This window comes from Streptomyces sp. NPDC000941, assembly GCF_053599555.1.
In genome coordinates, this window is record NZ_JBSFMM010000020.1 from 33,220 (window position 1) to 54,721 (window position 21,502).

General features: G+C 74.1%; 12 protein-coding genes and 1 pseudogene. 8 read left to right on the top strand and 5 right to left on the bottom strand.

Translation table 11 applies throughout. From position 1 onward, the window contains the following. Nucleotides 1-40: 40 nt before the first annotated feature. Both ACWDSL_RS09705 and ACWDSL_RS09710 read right to left on the bottom strand, forming a co-directional pair. A pseudogene (locus tag ACWDSL_RS09705) lies at nucleotides 41-2,365 on the bottom strand (DUF5691 domain-containing protein); the annotation flags it as partial. Continuing rightward, a complete protein-coding gene (locus ACWDSL_RS09710; RefSeq protein ID WP_450483439.1) occupies nucleotides 2,362-3,840 on the bottom strand; it encodes an SWIM zinc finger family protein in 1,479 nt (492 codons plus the stop codon). The gene ACWDSL_RS09710 and the pseudogene ACWDSL_RS09705, both read right to left, overlap by 4 nt. Nucleotides 3,841-3,977: 137 nt before the next feature. On the opposite strand from ACWDSL_RS09710, the gene ACWDSL_RS09715 reads away from it, so the two are divergent. The 7 genes from ACWDSL_RS09715 to sucD all read left to right on the top strand — a co-directional run bounded on the left by ACWDSL_RS09715 (nucleotide 3,978) and on the right by sucD (nucleotide 14,079). Continuing rightward, on the top strand, nucleotides 3,978-5,228 hold the full coding sequence (locus ACWDSL_RS09715) for an ATP-binding protein (protein ID WP_450483441.1): 1,251 nt from the start codon (nucleotides 3,978-3,980) through the stop codon (nucleotides 5,226-5,228). Then, a complete protein-coding gene (locus tag ACWDSL_RS09720; protein ID WP_450483443.1) occupies nucleotides 5,225-7,954 on the top strand; it encodes a DUF5682 family protein in 2,730 nt (909 codons plus the stop codon). The genes ACWDSL_RS09715 and ACWDSL_RS09720 overlap by 4 nt, the downstream gene beginning before the upstream one ends. Beyond that, nucleotides 7,951-9,168: a VWA domain-containing protein gene (locus ACWDSL_RS09725; RefSeq protein WP_450483445.1), complete on the top strand. Its 1,218-nt coding sequence runs from the start codon at nucleotides 7,951-7,953 to the stop codon at nucleotides 9,166-9,168. Before ACWDSL_RS09720 ends, ACWDSL_RS09725 begins: the two co-directional genes overlap by 4 nt. 162 nt (nucleotides 9,169-9,330) lie before the next feature. Further along, on the top strand, nucleotides 9,331-10,176 hold the full coding sequence (locus ACWDSL_RS09730; protein WP_450483447.1) for a hypothetical protein: 846 nt from the start codon (nucleotides 9,331-9,333) through the stop codon (nucleotides 10,174-10,176). Between the two features lie 97 nt (nucleotides 10,177-10,273). Further along, a complete protein-coding gene (locus tag ACWDSL_RS09735; protein ID WP_450483449.1) occupies nucleotides 10,274-11,668 on the top strand; it encodes a hypothetical protein in 1,395 nt (464 codons plus the stop codon). A 330-nt stretch (nucleotides 11,669-11,998) separates the two neighbouring features. After that, complete coding sequence (gene sucC / locus ACWDSL_RS09740) at nucleotides 11,999-13,174, top strand: ADP-forming succinate--CoA ligase subunit beta (protein WP_450483451.1); 1,176 nt, start codon at nucleotides 11,999-12,001, stop codon at nucleotides 13,172-13,174. A 20-nt stretch (nucleotides 13,175-13,194) separates the two neighbouring features. Next, complete coding sequence (gene sucD / locus ACWDSL_RS09745; protein ID WP_014177349.1) at nucleotides 13,195-14,079, top strand: succinate--CoA ligase subunit alpha; 885 nt, start codon at nucleotides 13,195-13,197, stop codon at nucleotides 14,077-14,079. A 175-nt stretch (nucleotides 14,080-14,254) separates the two neighbouring features. Here the strand turns inward: sucD and ACWDSL_RS09750 are convergent, their stop codons facing one another. The 3 genes from ACWDSL_RS09750 to ACWDSL_RS09760 form a co-directional block, all read right to left on the bottom strand. Continuing rightward, nucleotides 14,255-15,817, bottom strand: coding sequence for a DUF5719 family protein (locus ACWDSL_RS09750; protein ID WP_450483453.1), 1,563 nt, complete (start codon nucleotides 15,815-15,817; stop codon nucleotides 14,255-14,257). Further along, nucleotides 15,814-19,806, bottom strand: coding sequence for a glycosyltransferase (locus tag ACWDSL_RS09755; RefSeq protein ID WP_450483455.1), 3,993 nt, complete (start codon nucleotides 19,804-19,806; stop codon nucleotides 15,814-15,816). Before ACWDSL_RS09755 ends, ACWDSL_RS09750 begins: the two co-directional genes overlap by 4 nt. Before the next feature lie 240 nt (nucleotides 19,807-20,046). Further along, nucleotides 20,047-20,310: a WhiB family transcriptional regulator gene (locus tag ACWDSL_RS09760; protein WP_004952403.1), complete on the bottom strand. Its 264-nt coding sequence runs from the start codon at nucleotides 20,308-20,310 to the stop codon at nucleotides 20,047-20,049. 646 nt (nucleotides 20,311-20,956) lie between these two features. Here ACWDSL_RS09760 and ACWDSL_RS09765 point away from each other — a divergent pair. Further along, nucleotides 20,957-21,502, top strand: a complete 546-nt coding sequence (locus ACWDSL_RS09765; RefSeq protein WP_450483457.1) for a cysteine dioxygenase — start codon at nucleotides 20,957-20,959, stop codon at nucleotides 21,500-21,502.

Genomic DNA, 21,502 nt, shown 5'->3' on the forward strand with positions numbered 1-21,502 from the left:
CCGCCGGGTGAGTCGGCGCTGTGCCGGTTGGCGCTGCGCCAGGTGGTGGTTCGAGCTCGTGGCGCATCGCGGCGCGCAGCCGGAGCGTGCCCACCAGGCGCTGGAACGCCTCCGACCAGTAGCCCCCGGCGCCGGGCGAGCCGTCCGCAGGCTCGTCCGATATCGCGGTGAGGACTTCCAACCGGTCGGCCTGGTCCGGGTCCAGACAGCGCTCGGCCAGCCCCATCACGCCGCTGAAGCTCCATGGGTAGCTGCCCGCGTCACGGGCGATGTCGAGCGCGTCCACGACCGCCCGGCCCAGCGGCTCGGCCCATGGCACCGCGCACACGCCCAGCAGCCGGAAGGCGTCGGACAGCCCATGGGCCGCGATGAAGTCCGCGACCCACTCGGCCCGTTCGGCTGCCGGCAGGGCGGACAGCAGCTTCGCCGGGTCGCGCCAGGACGCGGCGGTGGGCGGGGCGGCCCCGCCCGGCGAGCCCGGGGCGGTCGGGGTGGTGGGCGTGGCGGCGGGCGGTGCGGACGGCACGCCGAGCAGGGCGCGGGACCACTCCACATTCCGCTGGCGGACGGCCGCCCGGCACCACGCCGCCTGAAGGTCCGCCTGCCAGCCGTCGGCGACCGGCAGCGTCACGATCTCGGCCGCGCCACGCCCGCCGAACCAGTCGCTCCAGCGCTCCAGCGGGGTCGCCTCCACCAACTGACCGAACCACCATGCGCGCTCGCCGCGCCCCGAAGGGGGCTTGGCCACGACGCCGTCGCGCTGCATGCCGCCGTCGCATTCGGCCGGCGCCTCGATGGCGATGACCCCGGCGGTGAGGGAGACACAGGCCCTGGACCGCTCGGCCATCCGCGAGGCCAGCGCCGAGCCGGGGAGGGCGGACAGCAACTCGGCGGCCGTGGCCCGGACGTTCCGGCTGCGGTCGGTCAGGGCCTGTTCCAGGAACGGCTCGTCGGACGGCGAGAGATCGTCGCGGAGCGAGTCCAGGAACATCAGCCGGTCCTCGGCGCGCTCCATGGACCAGGAGCCGCCGAGCAGCGCGAGGCCGAGCTCCGGGTCGCGGTGGCGCACCACCGCCAGCAGCGAGACCCGCTCGGCGAACAGGCCCTCCTCCCACTGGCGCTGTATGTCGACGGGCACGCCCGCCGGGGTATCGCGGGCCGCCGCGGCGCCAGGCGTGGTGGCGTCGCCTGACTCGGGTGTGGACGTGTCGCCGGGGGCGGACGGGGGCGCGGGCGTGGCGGGACCATCGGGACCGGCCGGGTTGGGTGTGGTGGCGTCGCCTGGTGTGGCCGGGCTGCCGGGCTGGGGCACGGCAGCTACTTCGGCAACCGGTTCGGCGGTGGTATCGGGCGGGACAGCGAACGTATCGCCGGGCGCGGGACCACCGGGACCGGCCGGGTCGGACGTGGTGGTCTCGCCTGGCGTGCCCGTGTCGCCGGGCCGGGGCACGGCAGCTACTTCGGTAACCCCTTCGGCGGCGGGACCGGCCGGGGTGGTGTCGGCGGTATCGGCCGGGACAGCGAACGTGTCGCCGGGGGCGGACGGGGGCGCGGGCGTGGCGGGACCATCGGGACCGGCCGGGTCGGGTGTGGTGGCGTCGCCTGGTGTGGCCGGGCTGCTGGGCCGGGGCACGGCAGCTTCTTCGGCAACCGGTTCGGCGATGGTACCGGCGGGGACGGCGGGCTTGGGGCCGGGCGCAGTCGAGGCGCCCGGCGCCCCCCGGGCCGTGCCCGCGGGACCCGTCGCCGCGGGGCCCGGCGTCACGGGGGCCGCGCCCGCGGCAGCATCGCGGGAGCCCGGCGCTGCTGACGCATCAGCAGCCGCAGCCGCGTGCACCGCCGCCAATGCTTCCGCCGCCCGCCCGGCACCGCCGCCGCGGAGCGCGAACCTCCATTCCGGGTTCAGCCGGGCCAGCCACAGGACTCGCGCCCCGCCGAGCGTCAGCGCCTCCGGGCGCAGATCGGTGCGCGCGCGGGCCGCGTCCAACAGGGCCGGGAGGAGGGCGTCAGGCGCGCGGTAGCCGTACTGGTTGGCCATGGCGAGCCACTGCGGGAGCAGTTCGGCGAGGTCGGGCGCGGAGCGCCGGCCGCTGCCGGGGGCCGAGCGGCCGGCCAGCAGCATGGCCAGCCGGCTGCGGGCGGCCGGCGGAAGCGGCGGGCGCGGGTCCTCGGGCGCGGGGGCGGGAGCCTGCCGGGAGGCGGCGGGGCGCAACCCGGCCCGCCGCCGTACGGTGCTGAGCGCGGCGGCGTCCAGCAGGGCGGCAGGCGCGTCCTGGCCGGGGCGCGGGGTGATGGGCGGGGTGCGGCGCTCGGTGCCGAGCAGGGCGGCGGCGACCAGGTCGTCCCAGGGTGCGGTGGTGCTCACGGCCTGCCTCCATACGGTGTCGATCCGGTGCCGGACGGGCTCTGGAGCGGGACGGGGGCCGGATCCCAGGTGGTGATCGGCGCGAACCCGCGGTGGCCGCATTCGCCGAAGACCGTGACGGGACGGCCGCCCGAGATCGCGGTCAGCTGCCACAGGTCCGTACGCCCCAAGCACCGGGGGTCGATCGGCAGGGCGGAGCCGGTCCGGGCGTCCGCCAGCTGCCAGCCTTCCTCGCCGCCCGGGATCGGGGTCACCCCCGCGAGGACGACCGGCCAGGCGTCCAGCCAGGGGTCCTCGCGCAGCGCGTCCCCGTACGCGGCCAGGGCCGAGTCGATGTCACTCCCCGGAGGCACCGGCGGCGCCGCGGGCGAGGGCGGCGCCGCAGGCGACGGTACGGGGGACGGCGGGTCCGGGCGGCGGGTGCCGAGCGCGGCGCGCAGCGGCCGCCCGGCCGGGTAGTACGTGAGGTCGGCGTCCAGCACGATGCCGACCGGCAGGGCCAGCTCGGGGGAGTGCCCGGCCGCGCCGAAGGAGAGCAGCAGGGCCGTGCGGCCCGTGTCCTGGCCGCGCAGCCAGATCCGGCGCGTCGTCAGCTTGCCGTCGGCGCTGTCCTGCTGGCCGAGGACGAGCCAGCGGTCCCGGACGGCGGTGTCGGAGGCCAGCAGCTCGGCCGTGGTCGTGGTGAGGCCGACGCGCGAGCGGGTCGTGGTGGCCAGCGCCTCCGGGAGCCGGTCCAGCCGCAAGAAGCCCTGGTTCAGCAGGTGGAGCAGGGCGCACTCCTCCAGCAGGCGCGCGGGCCAGCCCGGCCCCGAGGACGGGATGGCGCCCAGCTCCCGCACCCGCGCCTCCAGACCGGGCGCCTGCGCGTCCACCATGCGCGCGGCCGTCTCGTCCCATGTCGCGTAACCGGCGTGGTCGGCGCCGGCCAGGCCCTCGCGGAGCAGATCCGCCAGGCGCTGCTCCAGTTCGATGGCGCCCGCGGCGATGCGCTGGGTGCGCCGCTCGGCCCGCCGCCGGGCCGCCTCCGGATCGGCGACGCTGCCCGGCTCCTTCCGCCCCCCAGCGGCTCCGTCGGCTCCGGCGGCTCCGTCCGTGGCCCCGGCGACGGCCGCGGACGCCGCGCGCTCGGCGCGCTCCCGACGCTCGCCGAGCCACTGCCCGGCCCACTCGGGCGGCCCCTCGACCTCCGGAACACCCCCGCCGCCCGCCCACAGGAGCAGCAGCCCGAGCGCGTGCTTGCACGGGAACTTCCGGCTCGGGCAGCTGCAGCGATAGCCCGGTCCGTCCAGGTCGACGACCGTCTGATACGGCTTGCTGCCGCTGCCCGCGCACAGCCCCCACACACCCCGGCCGTGCGCCCCCGCGCCCGACCACGGGCCGGGCGCGGCGAGCTTGCCGCCCGCCTTGCGTGAAGCGGCGTCAGGAGCCAGGGCCAGCACCTGCTCCGCCGTCCAGCGTTCCCCCTGCGCATTCATGTCCTCGACGGTACGGGCACCCACTGACAACCGCCTTGACCTGCGAGTTCGTTGGCGGGCGGGCTGGTTGTCAGTGGTGTGGTGCAGGGTGGTGGATGGGTCCGGAAACGGACGGAGAGACGAGTCGTGGGGGAGCTGTGACCGTGCCTGTGCCCAGCGGAGACGAGACCGCTGAGACCGCCCAGATCCGCGGCGGCACCGACGCCGCCGACGCTGCCAATGCCGACGCTGCCACCCAGGCAGCCCAGGCAGCCCAGGCAGCCCAAGCCGCCCAAGCCGCCGACGACGGCACGCCGGGGGCCGCCGGGGGCGAGGCCCTGCGCCCGCACGCCGAGGACGCCTTCGCGGACGAGCTCAAGGCGCTCGCCGCGGCCGACGACCGCCCGCGGCCCGCCCGCTGGCGCCTGTCGCCGTGGGCGGTCGCGACGTACCTGCTCGGCGGCACGTTGCCGGACGGCACCGTGATCACGCCCAAGTACGTGGGGCCCCGCCGCATCATCGAGGTCGCCGTCACGACCCTCGCCACCGACCGCGCGCTGCTCCTGCTGGGGGTGCCCGGCACGGCCAAGACGTGGGTCTCCGAGCATCTGGCGGCGGCGGTCAGCGGCGATTCGACGTTGCTGGTCCAGGGCACCGCGGGCACGCCCGAGGAAGCCATCCGCTACGGCTGGAACTACGCCCAGCTGCTCGCCCACGGCCCCAGCCGCAAGGCGCTGGTGCCGAGCCCGGTGATGCGGGCGATGGCCGAGGGCATGACCGCGCGCGTGGAGGAGCTGACCCGTATCCCGGCCGACGTCCAGGACACGCTGATCACCGTCCTCTCGGAGAAGACCCTGCCGATCCCGGAGCTGGGGGAGGAGGTCCAGGCGGTCCGCGGCTTCAACCTGATCGCCACGGCCAACGACCGCGACCGGGGGGTCAACGAACTGTCCAGCGCCCTGCGCCGCCGGTTCAACACGGTCGTGCTGCCGCTGCCCGCGACCGCGGAGGAGGAGGTCGACATCGTGGCCCGCCGGGTGGCCCAGCTCGGCCGCTCGCTGGACCTGCCGCCGGCTCCCGAGGGCGTGGCCGAGATCCGCCGGGTGGTCACGGTCTTCCGCGAGCTGCGGGGAGGGACGACGGAGGACGGGCGCACGAAGCTCAAGTCGCCGTCGGGCACGCTGTCGACGGCCGAGGCGATCTCCGTGGTCACCGGCGGACTCGCACTCGCCGCCCACTTCGGTGACGGCGTCCTGCGGGCGGGCGACGTGGCCGCGGGCATCCTGGGCGCGGTGGTCCGCGACCCGGCGGCGGACCGCGTCATCTGGCAGGAGTACCTGGAGACGGTGGTCCGCGAGCGCGACGGCTGGAAGGACTTCTACCGCGCGTGCCGCGAGGTGAGCGCGTGAGTGCCGCCGCCACCCAGGACCGCGCGGCGCCCCCGCCCGCCCCTCGGGCGGTGCCGGCCGAGCCGCCGTGGCCGCTGCTCCTGGGTGTACGGCACCACGGCCCGGGCTCCGCGCGGGCGGTACGGGCGGCGCTCGACGCATGCGAGCCCGGCGCCGTGCTCATCGAGGGGCCACCGGAGGCGGACGCGCTCGTCGACTTCGCCGCGGAGGAGGGCATGCGGCCCCCCGTGGCCCTGCTCGCCCATGCGGTGGGCGAGCCGGGGCAGGCCGCGTTCTGGCCGCTGGCCGAGTTCTCGCCGGAGTGGGTGGCCATCCAGTGGGCCCTGTCCCGCGGCGTCCCCGTACGGTTCATCGACCTCCCGGCGACGAACTCCCTGGCCATGGCGTCCCGTACGGGCGCGGATGGGGAGGCCGAGGCATCGGACGAGGGTCCGGCCGGGCGGCTGCGGGTGGATCCGCTCGCGGTGCTCGCGGAGGCCGCGGGATACGAGGAGCCGGAGCGGTGGTGGGAGGACGTCGTCGAGCACCGTGGCCTGGGCCCGGGCGCGGATACGACGGGCGGCGCGGGGCCGGCGGACGGGGTAGACGGCGTAGGTGGGACGGGAGCTGGGACCGGGACCGGGGCCGTCGCTTCGTTCGCCGCGCTCGGCGAAGCCATGGCCGCGCTCCGCGCCGAGTACGGCCACGGCGGACATGAGCACGACGCCGCGCGCGAGGCCCAGATGCGGCTGCGGCTGCGCGAGGCGCGGCGGGAGTTCGGGGACCGGGTCGCCGTCGTGTGCGGGGCCTGGCACGTTCCGGCGCTGGCGGAGCGGACGACCGCAACGGCCGATCGCGGCCTCCTCAAGGGGCTGCCGAAGGTCAAGGTCGAGCTCAGCTGGGTGCCGTGGACACATCGTCGGCTGGCCCGGCACAGCGGCTACGGCGCGGGGATCGCTTCCCCCGGCTGGTACAGCCATCTCTTTCACGCCGCGGACCGCCCGCTGGAGCGCTGGCTGACCAAGGTCGCCGGGCTGCTGCGCGCCGAGGACTTCGCCGTCTCGTCCGCCCATGTCATCGAGGCCGTACGGCTCGCCGAGACCCTGGCCGCCATGCGCGGCCGGCCGCTGGCCGGGCTCGCCGAGACCATGGACGCGGTGCGGGCGGTGATGTGCGAGGGCTCCGATGTGCCGCTCGCGCTCGTCCATGACCGGCTGGTCGTCGGGGACGTCCTTGGCGAGGTGCCCGAGTCGGCGCCCGCCACTCCGCTCCAGCGGGATCTGACGCGCACCCAGCGTTCGTTGCGGCTCAAACCGGAGGCCCTTGACCGCGAGCTGGAGCTGGACCTGCGCAAGGAGACCGACGCCGCGCGCAGCCGCATGCTGCACCGGCTGCGGCTGCTCGGCGTCGACTGGGGGACCCCGGCCGCCTCGCGCGCCAGCACCGGCACGTTCCGGGAGACATGGCGGCTGTGCTGGGAGCCGGAGCTGTCGGTGCGGGTCGCCGAGGCGGGGGTGTGGGGCACCACCGTGCTGTCGGCCGCCACGACGAGGGCGGAGGCCAAGGCGGTGGACGCCACGGGCCTCGGCGAGGTCACTGACCTGGCCGAGCGCTGTCTGCTCGCCGGGCTCCCCGACGCGCTCCCGGTCGTGATGCGCGCGCTCGCCGACCGCGCCGCCCTCGACGCGGACGTCGGCCATCTCGCCCAGGCCCTGCCCGCGCTCGTCCGCTCGGTGCGCTACGGCGACGTACGCGGCACGGACACCGCCGCCCTGGCCGAGGTCGCCGTGGGCCTGGCCGAACGCGCCCTGGTCGGCCTGCCGCCCGCCTGCTTCGGCCTCGACACGGACGGGGCCACGGAAATGCGCGGCCACATGGAGGCCGTGCACCAGGCGGTCGGCCTGCTGGCGGAGATCGGTGCGGGCGGCACGGAGCGCGCCGAAGTGGGCTCGGCCGGTCCGGGCGGTCTGGGCGGCGGGGGTGGTCTGGTCGGCGCGGGCGGTGAGGGCCGCCCGGAGGGCGCGGGTGGCGGGGGCGACGTGGGCGGCCCGGCCGACCCGGGCGGCGGGGACCGCGGCCATGCGGACTCGACCGCCCCGAGCGGCGGGGGCGGCTTGGGCGGCCCGGCCGACCCTAGCGGCCCCGGGGGGCCGAGCAGCCCGAGCAGCCCGAGCAGCGGCGTTGGGCTGCGGGTTCGCTGGCTCGGCGTGTTGCGCGCGCTTGCCGGACGTGACGGGGTCTCCGGGCTGATCCGTGGGCGGGCCGCGCGGCTGCTCCTGGACGACGGCCGGCTGGCCGAGGGAGAGGCGGCCCGGCTGATGGGACTGGTGCTTTCGCCCGGGACCGCGCCCGTCGAAGCGGCGGCCTGGATCGAGGGGTTCGTGGGCGGTGGTGCGGGTGGCGGGATGCTGCTGGTCCATGACGAACGGCTGCTGGGCCTGCTCGACGGCTGGCTCACGGGTGTTCCGGCGGAGGCGTTCACGGACGTACTGCCGCTGCTGCGGCGCACGTTCGCGGCGTACGACGCGGGGGTGCGCCGCACGCTCGGCGAGTTGGTCCGCCGTGGACCGGCGGCGGGTGACGGACCGCGGCCGGTCGGGGGCCCGCCCGCGCCCGGGTTCGGGCCCGCTCTGGACGAGGGGCGGGGGGCGGCCGCCCTGCCAGCGGTCCGCCTTCTTCTGGGCCTCGACGACGGACACCCAAGCCACAGCAGCCATCACAACCACGTGTCGGAGGGGGCCGGATGACCGGGGAGACCGGGGCGACCGGGGAAGCCACGGACGAGCGGCTGCGCCGCTGGCGGCTGGTGCTCGGCGGGCAGGGCGGCGACGGGACCGGATGCGCCCTGAGCGGGCAGGACGCCGCGATGGACCGCACGCTCGAAGCGCTCTACGGCGCGGGCGACGGGACGGGCCCCGGCGGCGGTGCCGCCGCCACCGCCCGTGGCGGCTCCCCGGGGAGCGGTCCGCGCGCGGCCGGGCTCGGCGGCTCCGCGCCCCAAGTGGCGCGCTGGCTCGGCGACATCCGCCGATACTTCCCCACCTCCGTGGTCCAGGTCATGCAGCGCGACGCCATCGACCGGCTCGGCCTGTCCGCCCTGCTGCTTGAGCCCGAGATGCTGGAGGCCGTGGAGGCGGACGTCCACCTCGTCGGGACCCTGCTCTCGCTCAACAAGGCGATGCCGGAGACGACCAAGACCACCGCCCGCGCCGTCGTCCGCAAGGTCGTGGAGGACCTGGAGAAGCGGCTGGCCACCCGCACCCGCGCCACCCTCACCGGCGCCCTCGACCGCACCGCCCGGACCAGCCGCCCACGTCACCGCGATATCGACTGGGACCGCACCATCCGCGCGAACCTGAAGAACTACCTCCCCGAGCACCGCACCGTCGTCCCCGAACGGCTGATCGGATACGGGCGCGCGGCGCGCGGGGTGAAGAAGGACGTGATCCTGTGCATCGACCAGTCGGGGTCGATGGCCGCGTCCGTCGTCTACGCCTCCGTCTTCGGCGCCGTACTCGCCTCGATGCGCTCCCTCGCCACCCGCCTCGTCGTCTTCGACACCGCCGTCGTGGATCTGACGGAGGAGCTGGACGACCCGGTGGACGTGCTCTTCGGCACCCAGCTCGGCGGCGGCACGGACATCAACCGGGCGCTCGCGTACTGCCAGTCGCAGATCTCCCGCCCCGCCGACACCGTGGTCGTGCTGATCAGCGATCTGTACGAGGGCGGCATACGCGACGAGATGCTGGGCCGGGTCGCGGCGATGAAGGCGTCCGGTGTGCAGTTCGTCGCGCTGCTCGCGCTGTCCGACGAGGGCGCGCCCGCCTATGACCGGGAGCACGCCGCGGCGCTCGCCGCGCTCGGCGCGCCCGCCTTCGCCTGCACCCCCGATCTCTTCCCGGACGTTATGGCCGCGGCAATCGAAAAGCGTCAACTACCCATACCGGACAAGGAGCTGTAACCGTCGCCGGGGGGTTGCGCCGCCCCCCGCCCGTCGTGCAAGGATCAACCCATCGCCCAGGAAGTGAATCTGACCTTCCGATTGGTCGATCCAACTCTGCTTCGCCCTGTTCCGTATGCCCGTATGCCCGTACGTCTGGGAAGGCCTCCGATCTTGTCTGCTGTGTCCGCCACGCCTGTCGCAGTGCGCCTGCCGCGCACCGCGGCCGCGCGGCGGGCGCTGCTGGCGGCGCTGTTCCTCGGGGGTTTCCTGGCGCTCGCGTTCCTCTTCGGGGGCAGCGCGCACGCCGCGGACCGTACGGACACGGGCGGGGCGGTCGATTCGTCGGCCACCTCCGGGCTGCTCGACACGGACAGCGCCGACGACGCCGTAGAGCGGCACACGAACGACGCCGCCCAGGCCACGAAGGCCACCGACGACGCGGCGCAGGTCGCCGACGACACCGTGCGGGATGCCGTACGGCCGGTGGAGGAGCAGACCCGGGAGCTCACCGAGCCGGTCACCGACCTGCTGGACCAGACGGGCTCGTCTCTGCCCGTCCACCTGCCATCCGACGTGCTCGGCGGGGCGGGCGACGACACCGGTCCGAGCGGTTCCGTGCCTGCTCAGCAGCCGTCCGACGGCCACCAGGCCAAGGGCGACAAGGCATCCGGACACCAGGCCGCGCGCGCCGCCACCCGTATGGGGCCCACGGCCCCGCGGTCGGCCGTGACCGCGCCGCGCACCGTCGCCGATCACGACCGGACCCCGGTCGTACGGGCGGCGCACGGCCCGGCCCAGGGCGACGGCGTTCCGGCGCCGCTTCCCTTCCCCTTCCCCGCCGGTCCTCCGGCGGGGGCCGTCGCCCAGTGCACCAGCGACAGCGGCGCCCCCCGTGGCGGGGACACCCATGCCGCCCTGGTGCCCGGCGGTCAGGCGAGCCACTGGCTGCGCCCCGGCGCCGTACGCGCCGAGAGCTCCGCGCCCACGCGTGAGCGGTTCAACGAAGTCCTCGAATTCCCCGGATAGGGCAGACCTCCACTCCGTCTGCTTGAGACCTGCCGCGCGGGGGCGGGTCAGGTCTGCCCGTCCGAACATCCCCCTGAATTCGAAGGACTTCCCCCTCATGCGTAACAACATCCGCCGTTCCATCCTCGTCGCCGCTGCCGCCACCGGCATCTGGGCCCTCGGTACCGCCGCCGCCAACGCGGACACCCTCCCCGAGGTCCCGTCCACCGACAGCGTCACCAGCACCGTCGGCGGCGCCGCCAAGACCGCCGGGGACACGCTGCCGACCGACGGCGTCAAGGACGTGACCAACGGCGTGGCCGACACCTCCAAGGTCACCGGTGCCGCCGGCAAGGCCGTGGACGGCGCCAAGGCCACCGTGGACGGCGCGGCCTCGCAGGTAACCGGCGCCGCGAAGGGCGCCCTGCCGGGCGTCGGCGATGTGACCGGCCTGACCGACGGTCTGACCGACGGCGTCGCGGGCGGTGCCACCGACAAGGTCGACCCGGCGAAGACTGTCAAGAAGGCCAAGAAGACCGTCAAGAAGGCGCAGAAGGCCGCCAAGAAGGTCACCGGCGGCGTCGACCTGCCCACCGGCGAGGTGCCCGGCGTCGTCCCGCAGCTCCCCGGCCTCGGCTCGCTGCCGTCCGTGCCCGCCACTCCCTCGGTGCCTGCCCTCCCCTCCGTCCCGGGCGAGCTGCCGACTGTCCCGGCCACCCCTGAGCTGCCCGCCACCCCCGGCTCGGCCGACAACCTGCTCGCCGCCCTCTCCGGCGCGGGTGTCCGTCCGGAGGAGCTGGCCGGCAAGGCGCAGCGCGCCGTGGGCGACGCCCAGGCGACCGCCGGTTCCATCGCCCCGGGCGAGCTGCCCCCGGCCGGGAACGACGTCGTGGGCAAGGCGACCCCTGTGGCCCAGCAGACCGTCGGTGACGCCGGCATGCTGGCCGACGATGTGTACCTGCAGGTCGCCCCGTACGCCCAGAACCTGGCCAACGGCGCCCAGGACGGCGCGACGGGCGTGGCCGGCGACAGTGTGCTGCTCGTGCAGGGCCTGACCATGACCGTGACCGCCGACGGGCAGATCGTCGTCGGCAACACGGTCGCGGGCGCCCGGACCCTGGTCCCGTCGCTGCCCGGCGACCTGACCGACCTGACGGACGCCGCCAACATCCCGGGCCTGCCGGTTCTGCCGACCCTGCCGACCCTGCCGGGTGTCCCCTCGGTCCCGGCGGACCTCCCGGCGGTTCCGGCCACGGGCCTGCCGACGGTTCCGGCTGACCTGCCGAGCGTCCCCGCGGACCTTCCGGCGGTTCCGGCGGACCTGCCGACCGTTCCGGCGGACCTGCCGACCGTTCCGGCGGACCTTCCGGCGGTTCCGGCTGACCTGTCCGCCGTGCCCGCGGACCTGCCGACCGTGCCCGCGGAGCTGCCCACCGTCCCGGCCGACCTGCCCACCGTCGACGGCATCGACGGCATCGATGGTGTTGACGGCCTCGGCGGGCTGAACATCTGATGACACCACCTGCTGTACGCCGTACGGCATCTGCTTGACCGATCGGGCGGCCCTCGTTGGGGAGGGGGCCGCCCGATCGGCATTTCCCCCTCCGAGCAGCACGGCTGTACAAAGATAGGTGGGTATGGTCGCGATCTGTGACCGTAATCACCGCGCCAGTGTGATCTGCGATTTAGGGACGCAGGTCCTGCGGGGATAACCTGCGAGACGGACATGCCGCGTACCCGGCGCACGTGTGCCGCCTCGTCAAAGATCGCGTCCTCACGCTGCCACCGCGGCACGCCCGCGCAGACAACGAACCGCGATTTCCAGGAAAAGGGACGGACGCGCGTGGACCTGTTCGAATACCAGGCGAGGGACCTCTTCGCCAAGCACGGTGTACCGGTGCTGGCCGGTGAAGTCATCGACACGCCTGAGGCGGCGCGCGAGGTGACCGAGCGACTGGGCGGCCGCGCGGTCGTCAAGGCGCAGGTCAAGGTCGGCGGCCGCGGTAAGGCCGGTGGCGTCAAGCTGGCCTCCGACGCGGATGACGCGGTCGCCAAGGCCACCCAGATCCTGGGCATGGACATCAAGGGCCACACGGTCCACAAGGTGATGCTGGCCCAGACCGCGGACATCAAGGAGGAGTACTACGTCTCCTTCCTGCTGGACCGTACCAACCGCACCTTCCTCGCCATGGCCTCCGTCGAGGGCGGCGTGGAGATCGAGGTGGTCGCCGAGCAGAACCCCGAGGCGCTTGCCAAGATCCCGGTCGATGCCATCGAAGGCGTGACCAAGGAGAAGGCCGACGAGATCGTCGCCGCGGCGAAGTTCCCGGCCGACATCGCCGACCAGACCGCCGAGGTCCTGCAGACCCTGTGGAAGGTCTTCATCGCGGAGGACGCCCTCCTCGTCGAGGTCAACCCGCTGGTCAAGACGGGCGAGGGCAAGATCATCGCCCTGGACGGCAAGGTCTCGCTGGACGAGAACGCCGCCTTCCGCCAGCCGGAGCACGAGGCGCTCGAGGACAAGGCCGCGGCCAACCCCCTCGAGGCGGCCGCCAAGGCCAAGGGCCTCAACTACGTCAAGCTCGAGGGCGAAGTCGGCATCATCGGCAACGGCGCGGGTCTGGTCATGTCGACCCTCGACGTCGTCGCGTACGCCGGTGAGAACCACGGTGGCGTCAAGCCCGCCAACTTCCTCGACATCGGCGGCGGCGCCTCCGCCGAGGTGATGGCCAACGGCCTGGAGATCATCCTCGGCGACCCGGATGTCAAGTCCGTCTTCGTCAACGTCTTCGGCGGCATCACCGCCTGTGACGCCGTGGCCAACGGCATCGTCCAGGCCCTGGAACTGCTGAAGTCCAAGGGCGAAGAGGTCACCAAGCCGCTCGTCGTGCGCCTCGACGGCAACAACGCGGAGCTGGGTCGCAAGATCCTCACCGACGCCAACCACCCGCTCGTGCAGCAGGTGGACACCATGGACGGAGCGGCCGAGCGCGCCGCCGAGCTCGCGGCTGCGAAGTAAGGGAACAGGTCACCAACACCATGGCTATCTTCCTCACCAAGGAAAGCAAGGTCATCGTCCAGGGGATGACCGGCTCCGAGGGCCAGAAGCACACCCGTCGGATGCTCGCCTCGGGCACCAACATCGTCGGTGGTGTGAACCCGCGCAAGGCCGGTACGAAGGTCGACTTCGACGGCACCGAGGTACCGGTCTTCGGCACCGTCAAGGAGGCCATCGAGGCCACCGGCGCCGATGTCACCGTCATCTTCGTCCCGGAGAAGTTCACCAAGGACGCGGTCATCGAGGCGATCGACGCCGAGATTCCGCTCGCCGTCGTGATCACCGAGGGCATCGCGGTCCACGACACCGCCAACTTCTGGGCCTACGCCGGCCAGAAGGGCAACAAGACCCGCATCATCGGCCCGAACTGCCCGGGTCTGATCACGCCGGGTCAGTCGAACGCGGGCATCATCCCGGCCAACATCACCAAGCCGGGCCGGATCGGTCTCGTGTCGAAGTCCGGCACGCTGACCTACCAGATGATGTACGAGCTGAGCGACATCGGCTTCTCGTCCTGCGTCGGCATCGGCGGTGACCCGATCATCGGCACCACCCACATCGACGCCCTGGCCGCCTTCGAGGCCGACCCCGACACCGACCTGATCGTGATGATCGGCGAGATCGGTGGCGACGCGGAGGAGCGGGCCGCGGACTTCATCAAGGCCAATGTCACCAAGCCGGTCGTCGGCTATGTGGCGGGCTTCACCGCGCCCGAGGGCAAGACCATGGGCCACGCCGGTGCGATCGTGTCCGGGTCCTCCGGCACCGCGCAGGCGAAGAAGGAGGCCCTGGAGGCCGCGGGCGTGAAGGTCGGCAAGACCCCGTCCGAGACCGCCCGCCTGGCGCGCGCCGCGCTGGCCGGCTGACGCCGCCGACCGGGCGCTGACCGGGCACTGACCGGGCGCCCACCGGAGCGTACGGCTCATGGGCGCGGGCCCGCACCACCGCGGGGGGGGTGGCGGTGCTTCTGTTTTTGTGGTGTTTGGGCCCGAGCACCCCCGCGTCCTGTGGCGTGTCGGCTGTCCCGAACTCACCGGAGATTCACTGCTTCCCGTCGTTGAGCAGCGACAGGTCCCGGCGCGCCGTCGGGACCTCGACCGTGCTCCGGTCGTCGGGCAGCGCCTGGATCGTGAACATCGGAACGCCGCCCTGGGGCAGCGCCAGCATCCGGGACGCGTACACCGGCCCGCCCGAGACCCGCTCGACCGTCACTGCGTATCCGCCCTTGCCCGAGGCCGGGCGCGGCGGCTCCACGGCCATCGTGGTGCCGCCCTTGACGTCGTACGTCTTGCTGACGGGGGTGCCGCCGCCGCTCCCGGCCGACGCGGTGACCCGCACCTTCGCCGACGCGTTCGGCGCCACCAGGGACAGCGTCGAGCCCTTGGAGCGGTTGTCGGCGGCGGTGGCGTTCCGTTCGATGCTCGTGGTGGCGGGGATGAAGGCCGTCTCCTGGTTGGTCCCCTTGCCGCGGGTCACCCGCAGCGCGGCCACGACCGGGGCGGCCCGGCCCGCCCCGCCCTCAGGGGTGAGCACAAGGGAGCCCGGCTCGCCCCCGGTGAGGTTCCCGAAGTCGGCCCATGCCGTCATCCCGCTCTTGACGTGCAGCGACTCATGTCCGGCCGGGGTGATCGAGCTGCTCCGCCCGGCCAGCCGCACCTTCAGGTCCGCGTCGTCCGAGCCGGGCGCGTAGACGACCAGGCGCACGTCGGTCGCGTCCGCCGGGATGCCGGGCAGCACCACGCTGCCCGACGGCTCGGCCGAGGCCGGGAGCCAGTCGCTGCCGAACGACTCGTCCACCGCCTGTACGGTCGCCCCGACCCGGCCGGAGCGCGCCGACACCCTGAGGGTCGCGTCGGTCGCGTCCACGTCCGTCAGGGTGGAGAGCAGCACCGGGACGGTGGACCGGCCCGGGACCGTGATCGCCTCGTCGGTCGAGGGCTTGAGCCGGCCGTTCTCGCCGTAGAGCTTGAGGTCCACCTCGGCCGCGCTGTCGTCCGGGTTGGTCAGGTGCACATAGTCCTGCCGGTCCTTGGCGGTGCTGGCGCCGGGGAACCAGAAGTCCGTGTCGGGCGCGCTGCAGGTGGTGCCCAGCACACCGCGCCCGCTGCCCGCGGCCACGGTGGTGGTCTGCTGCACGGTCCAGCCGGGGGCCAGGAGACCGTCGGCGGTGCCGATCAGCGCGGGGGCGTCCGAGCGGTCGGTCTCGGCGGTGACCGGCTTCCCCGGCTCCTTCAGAGGTACGACGGGCTCGTTCGCCTTGTCCTTCTGGGTGCCTTGCTTGTCCTTCTGCTTGTTTTGGGTGTCCTTCTGCTCGTCTTCCGGCTGCTCGTCTTCCGGGCCCTGGGCGGGCAGCAGTCCGGCGGTCACCTTCTTCGTGCCCTGCGCGCCCGTCCCCTTGGGGGTGAACGCGGTGTAGGTAGTGGTGCCCACGTCCGAGGAGGTGGGCGTCGGGCACAGGAGCGTGGAGCGCTCGACGGGCAGCCTGGTGGCCGCCTTGGCCGCCGGTGCCGTGTCGTCGGAGGACCCCGCGGTCAGCGAGGCGACGCCGGTGATGGCCGCGAGCGCCGTGGCGGCGCCGATCAGGGACAGGATGGTGCGGTTCATCGCTGCTGCTCGCTCCCGTCGCGGCGGGCCTCGGGGTCGGCGCCGCCGTACGTCGTGTCGTCCTGCGGCTGCTGGGGGTACGTGCCGCCGTCGGCGTAGGGCTGCTGCTGGTCGTAGGCGTACGGATCGGCGTACTGGCCGCCCGCGTACGGGTCCGCCGGGTACTGGCCCTGGTCCTGGCCTTGGCCCTGGGCCTGGCCTTGGGCGTACTGCCCTTGTGCGTACGGGTCCTGGCCGTACTGCCCCTGCGCGTACTGGCCCTGGCCGTACGGGTCGCCCTGATAGCCGGCGCCGGAGTAGTCACCGCCCTGGTACTGGTCGCCCTGGTATTGGTCGCCCGCGTACTGGTCGCCCGCGTACTGGTCGCCCTGGTACTGGCCGTAGCCCGCGCCCGCGTACGGCTGGGCGTCCGGCTGGGCGTCCCACTCGCCGTACTGCTGCTGCGGCACCGCCGCGTACGGGTCCGCGGCGGGCTCCTGGTCCGCGGGCCCAGCCTGGTCGGCTCGATCCGCCTGGCCCGCTTGGCCGGCCTGGTCCGCGTACGGCCGCTCCTCCGCGCCGCCGCCCTGCTCGTCGGCCGCCTGCTGGGCGACCTGCGCCTCCGCCTCCGCAGCGGCCCGCAGCCGCCGCGCCCGGCGCCCGTCGCCCGCCAGGTCCTCGGCCGAGACCGCCGCGGCGGCGGCCTCCGCCTCCGGCAGGTCGTCGTCGACCGTACGGCGGCGGCCCGGCAGCGCCAGCACCACCAGGACCAGCGCGAGCAGCCCCTGGGCCCACACCCAGGCGGTGTGCGTGACAGGGGTTTCGTAGCTCAGGTCCAGCCGTCCGCCGTTCGCCGGAAGTTCGAAGCCCTGCGCCCAGCCGTCCACGGTCGTCGCCTTCAGCGGCTTGCCGTCGAGCGTGGCCTGCCAGCCGGGCGTCGCCTTGTCGGCGATCCGCAGCACTCGCCCGGCCGGGCCGGCGGGGACGGTGGTGTGGGCCTCGACAGGCCCGGAGGCGACGTTCACCGGGGCCGTCCGGGACCCGGCCGCCGAGCCGCCCTGACCCCCCGTCTCGGCCGTCTCGCCCGCCTGGGCGCCGGGGACGATGGCGACCCGCGAGATCCGCTGGTCGACCCGCCACAGGGCGCTGCCGTCCTCCTGGCTGAGCCGGGTGAGCCCCGGTGTGGCGTCCAGCACCCGGCCCATCTGGCGCGGCGCGCTGTCGCGCACCAGGACGTAGCGGATGGCGTAGCCGCCGAGCTGGCTGGTCTGGTTGGCGCCGGAGCCGGCGATCAGGTTGGCCACGACGCGGTCGAGCCGGCTGTCGCCGCCGGCCGCGCCGGTGAGCTCGGCGTCGCCGAGCCGGGCGCCGGAGCCGCGCACCAGGACGTAGTCGGCGCGGGCGGCGTCACCGTCGAGGACGAGGGTGCGGGCCTGGTCGCGGGTGCTGCTCTCGGCCGCGACGAAGGCCGGGACCTGGTCGGGGTCGCGCCGCCCGACCGGGCCGTCCGCGCCGCTCAGCATCCAGCTCGCGGCGGCCCACAGGGGGGCGGCGGCCGCGGCCGCCGCGATCAGCAGCGCGAGCGGCTGGCGCCAGCCGAAGCTCTGCGCCGCTACGCGCTCCCGTGCGCCTTGTGCGCCCACCACACCGGCGCTCAGCAGCGCCAGCCCGTAGACGAGGGTCGCGGGCCCGGCCCAGCCGGAGCCGCCCGTGAGCGCCGCGAAGAGGAAGCCGGTGAGGGCCACGGCCCATGCCGTACGGACCGCCAGCTGCCGCTCGGCGCGCATCAGGGCGGCGAGCGCCGCCAGCACGAAGCCGAGCAGCAGAAGCGTTCCGCCGGACTTGGGGCCGCCGGGGCTCAGCGCGAGCAGGTGCAGGGCGGACGCGGAGCCGGTGGTGTAGTCGAGACCCGCCTCGTCGAAGAACCGGCCCGGGTCGGTCAGCAGATCGGCCGACCAGGGCGCGAGCACGGCCGGCGGGGTGAGGACGACGGCGAGGAAGCGCAGCCCGTACGCCACGAGCTGATCGGTACGGCTCTCCGCGAACCGCACCGCCAGCACCCCGAGGCCCAGGAGCACCGCGATCGGCCAGACGATCGGCGTGAACGCCATGGTGAAGGTCAGCAGCAGCGCGTACGCCCAGGTGGCGCGCCAGCTGGGCCGCTCGCCGCGGCGCGCCCGCTCGCCGAGCCCGAACCCGCTCGCCGCGACCGCGGCGCGGGCCATCAGCGGCAGCAGGACGGCCAGCACGGCGGTACCCAGCCGCCCGCTGGCCAGCGCCCCGGTCGCGGCCGGCAGGAAGGCGTACGCGACGCTGCCCCAGGCGCGCAGCAGCCGAGACTCGACGAGCGGCCGGGAGGCGAAGTACGCGGTGAAGCCGGCCAGCGGCACCGAAGCGACCAGCAGCAGCGTGAGCGTGAAGCCGGTGCTGCCCAGGAAGAGGGTGGCGACCGACGCGAGCACGGCCAAATACGGCGGCGCGCTCTGCGTCCCGCCGGTCCCCACCGGATGCCAGCCGTCCAGGTAGCGCGCCCACAGGTCGGAGACCCCGTCGGGCGCGGGCAGCAGTGCGCCGCCGGTCAGCGACCCGCCGCCGAGCAGATCGCGGCAGGCGACGAGCGAGACGAGCAGCAGGACGACGAAGAGCATCGGCCCGGGTTTGCGGCCGATCCGCTTCAGCCGGGCGAACTGCTCGACTTCCAGGAAGTCGGCGTCGTCGCCGCCGGGCCCGGACTCCACGGCCCCGTGCCGCCCGCCGGAGGACAGCTCGGGCTCCGACCGTCCGCCGAAGTTGCTCGCGATCTGCTCGGCGGTGGCCCGCACCGTGGCACCGGGCGGCGGGAACAGCGGCCGCAGCTCGTCCTTCTCGGCCACGGGCCGGCCGCGCCGTCTGCGCGCGGCGAGGATCTTCTCGGGGCGCAGCAGCGTGCCGAAGAGCCCGGCGACCTCGTCCAGCGCCTGCCCGGGCACCTTGCCCACCAGATACGCGAAGGTGCGCACCAGGGTGCCGAGCACCAGCCGCAGCATGACGTACGGAAGCACCGCCCCGCGGCTGTTGACCAGCAGCGTGTAGGCCGCGCCGGCCTTGTCGACGCGGTGCGGTCCGGCGACCGAGCGGCCCACGCAGTCGATGGGGCGCCGCTCGCGGGCGGCGGCCTCGGCGTGGCGCAGCGCGGCGTCCGGCGCGACCAGCACCTGGTGGCCGGCGGCCTGGGCGCGCCAGCACAGGTCCACGTCGTCGCGCATGAGGGGCAGCCGGGGGTCGAAGCCGCCCAGCTCTTCCCATACGTCGCGGCGCACCAGCATGCCGGCGCTGGAGACCGACAGCACCGGCCGCACCTGGTCGTGCTGGCCCTGGTCCTGCTCGCGCCGCTCCAGACCGGTCCAGCGGCGGCCGCTGCGGGCGATGCTGACGCCGATTTCGAGCAGCTGCCTGCTGTCGTACCAGCTGCGCAGCTTGGGTCCGACGATCGCGGCGCGCGGGTGGTCGTCGGCGACCCGCAGCAGCTCGGCGAGGGCGTCCGGGGCGGGGGCGCAGTCGTCGTGCAGCAGCCACAGCCACTGGACCGGCTCGCCGTGGGGCAGCTCCGGCATGTCGTACGCGTCGTCGCGCCAGGTGCGGTTGACGGGGTCCCAGCCGCTGGGGCGCTTGAGGTACGTCAGCTCCTCGGGGCCCAGCACCTCGACGCTGCGCACCGCCTCGGCCACGGCGGTGCCGAAGCCGCTGCGGCGGGCGAGGTGGAGCACCCGGCCGGGGCCGAGCGCGTCGGCCAGCAGCTGCGCGGAGTTGTCGGCGCTGCCGGTGTCGGCGGCGACGGCGCTCTGGACGGGCCGCTCCTGGCCGAGCAGCCCGGCCAGCGCCTCGGGCAGCCAGCGGGCGCCGTCGTGGGCGACGAGCACGGCGGTGACGACATGGCGAGGGAACGCCGGTGTTTGCTGCTGTTGCTGCGTGGGCGCAAACGCGGCGTTGGCGGCCGGGTATTGGGCCGCCTGGTGGCTGTGCACGGACATCGAGGTACGGGCCCCGGTTCGCTGGACTGCAGTGGACGCGCACGCCCTTGGCGGCGCCCGCGCGTCTCGGACGGGGCCCCACACTAACGGCTGAGCACACAGCGGTCCGCCTCCCGGCGCCAAGGGGGCGGGAGGCGGACCGTTGGTTCCAGGTCTGGTATGGCGTGGGGTCAGACACCGGCCATCGGACACCGGCCATCGGACAGCAGCCATCAGACACCGTCCATCAGGCAGTGGCCATCAGACTGCGGCCTTTTTCAGACGGCGACGCTCCCGCTCGGACAGACCTCCCCAGATGCCGAAGCGCTCGTCGTTGGCGAGGGCGTACTCGAGGCATTCGGAACGGACCTCACAGGCGAGGCAGACCTTCTTCGCCTCACGGGTGGATCCGCCCTTTTCCGGGAAGAACGACTCGGGATCGGTCTGGGCGCACAGTGCGCGCTCCTGCCAACCGAGCTCCTCGTCCGCCTCTTCGACCAGCAGTTGCTGGAACAACTCGGTCATGTGCGCCCCTCGTCTGTCATCGCGTCCCCGTGCCTGCTGCCGTCGGTCCTTCGGCAAAACGACACGAGTGAAATTACAAGTGCGCCGATCCGGGCCAGTCAAGCCGAGATCTGCTATTGAGCCCCTTATTCACTCTGCGGAACCAAGGCGATGCAGAAAGTGTTCAAATCGGCCTAAAGCTGACACCTTCCCCGGCGGTCACCCTTGTCCCTCCTCTTACTCACAGAAGAGGACGCCAACACGGCCGATCCCGTTGCACCCCAGGGGATTCCGGGTGTTGCGCCACCTGACCGGTTCCCGGTCGGCACAAACCTTTCTGCGGCTCCGGCAACCGGATGGGGTGAAAGTCGCCCACCATCCGGACGGTCAAGTTGACACGGGGGTCGACGACCCGGTCTCCTTGTCCGCATGTCAGTGACCCCCGCGCCCCAGGCGACCCGTGACCACGGGTTCCGCTGCGCTGTGCAGGCTCGCTGTCGCTGTTCCAGCTGTTGTTGATGCCTGTCGAGAGCCCCTGAGCTCCAGCCATCCCGACAGCCGCCCTCCCGGCCGCCGCCCCTCGTGGCCGCCTGACGCAGCCGTCTTACGCGCCGCCTCGTGCGGCGCCCCCGCGACCGCCACGCCACCTTCCGCCGAGGAACCCCCTATGAACAGCGACATCCAGATCGCCGGTGACCCGCTCGCCATCCCGCATCTGCTGCCGCCCGCACCCGCGCACCCCTCCACCGTCGCCGCCTTCGCCGGCCTGGCCCGCTCCCTCGCGGCCGACCGCGCCGGCTGGGCGCCCCTGGTCCAGTACGACGCCACCAGCCGCTGGTACCACCGGCTGCGCACCGGCCCCGGCTATGAGGTGTGGCTGCTCAGCTGGGTCCCCGGCCAGGGCAGCGGGGCCCATGACCACGGCGCGTCCTCGGGCGTGCTGACCGTCCTCGAAGGCGAGCTGACCGAGCGGGTGGGGCACGGCGGGAGGCACGGGGGGCGCCACAGCTTGCGGGCAGGCGCGCAGCGCGTCTTCGCGCCGGGCTATGTCCACGATGTCGTCAACGACGCGCTCGAACCTGCCGTCAGCCTGCACATCTACTTCCCCGGGTTGACCGACATGCCGATGCACCCGTCGCAGGACGCGGTACGAGAGCTGGCGGAAGGCCGCGTTCCGGACGCCCCGGACACATCGGGTGTCCTAGGCGGCTGA

Coding starts and splice junctions, on each gene's coding strand:
- ACWDSL_RS09760 (WP_004952403.1), bottom strand. CDS start 20,310: ATGACCGAGTTGTTCCAGCAACTGCTGGTCGAAGAGGCGGACGAGGAG.
- ACWDSL_RS09710 (WP_450483439.1), bottom strand. CDS start 3,840: ATGAATGCGCAGGGGGAACGCTGGACGGCGGAGCAGGTGCTGGCCCTG.
- ACWDSL_RS09725 (WP_450483445.1), top strand. CDS start 7,951: ATGACCGGGGAGACCGGGGCGACCGGGGAAGCCACGGACGAGCGGCTG.
- sucD (WP_014177349.1), top strand. CDS start 13,195: ATGGCTATCTTCCTCACCAAGGAAAGCAAGGTCATCGTCCAGGGGATG.
- ACWDSL_RS09735 (WP_450483449.1), top strand. CDS start 10,274: ATGCGTAACAACATCCGCCGTTCCATCCTCGTCGCCGCTGCCGCCACC.
- ACWDSL_RS09765 (WP_450483457.1), top strand. CDS start 20,957: ATGAACAGCGACATCCAGATCGCCGGTGACCCGCTCGCCATCCCGCAT.
- ACWDSL_RS09750 (WP_450483453.1), bottom strand. CDS start 15,817: ATGAACCGCACCATCCTGTCCCTGATCGGCGCCGCCACGGCGCTCGCG.
- ACWDSL_RS09755 (WP_450483455.1), bottom strand. CDS start 19,806: ATGTCCGTGCACAGCCACCAGGCGGCCCAATACCCGGCCGCCAACGCC.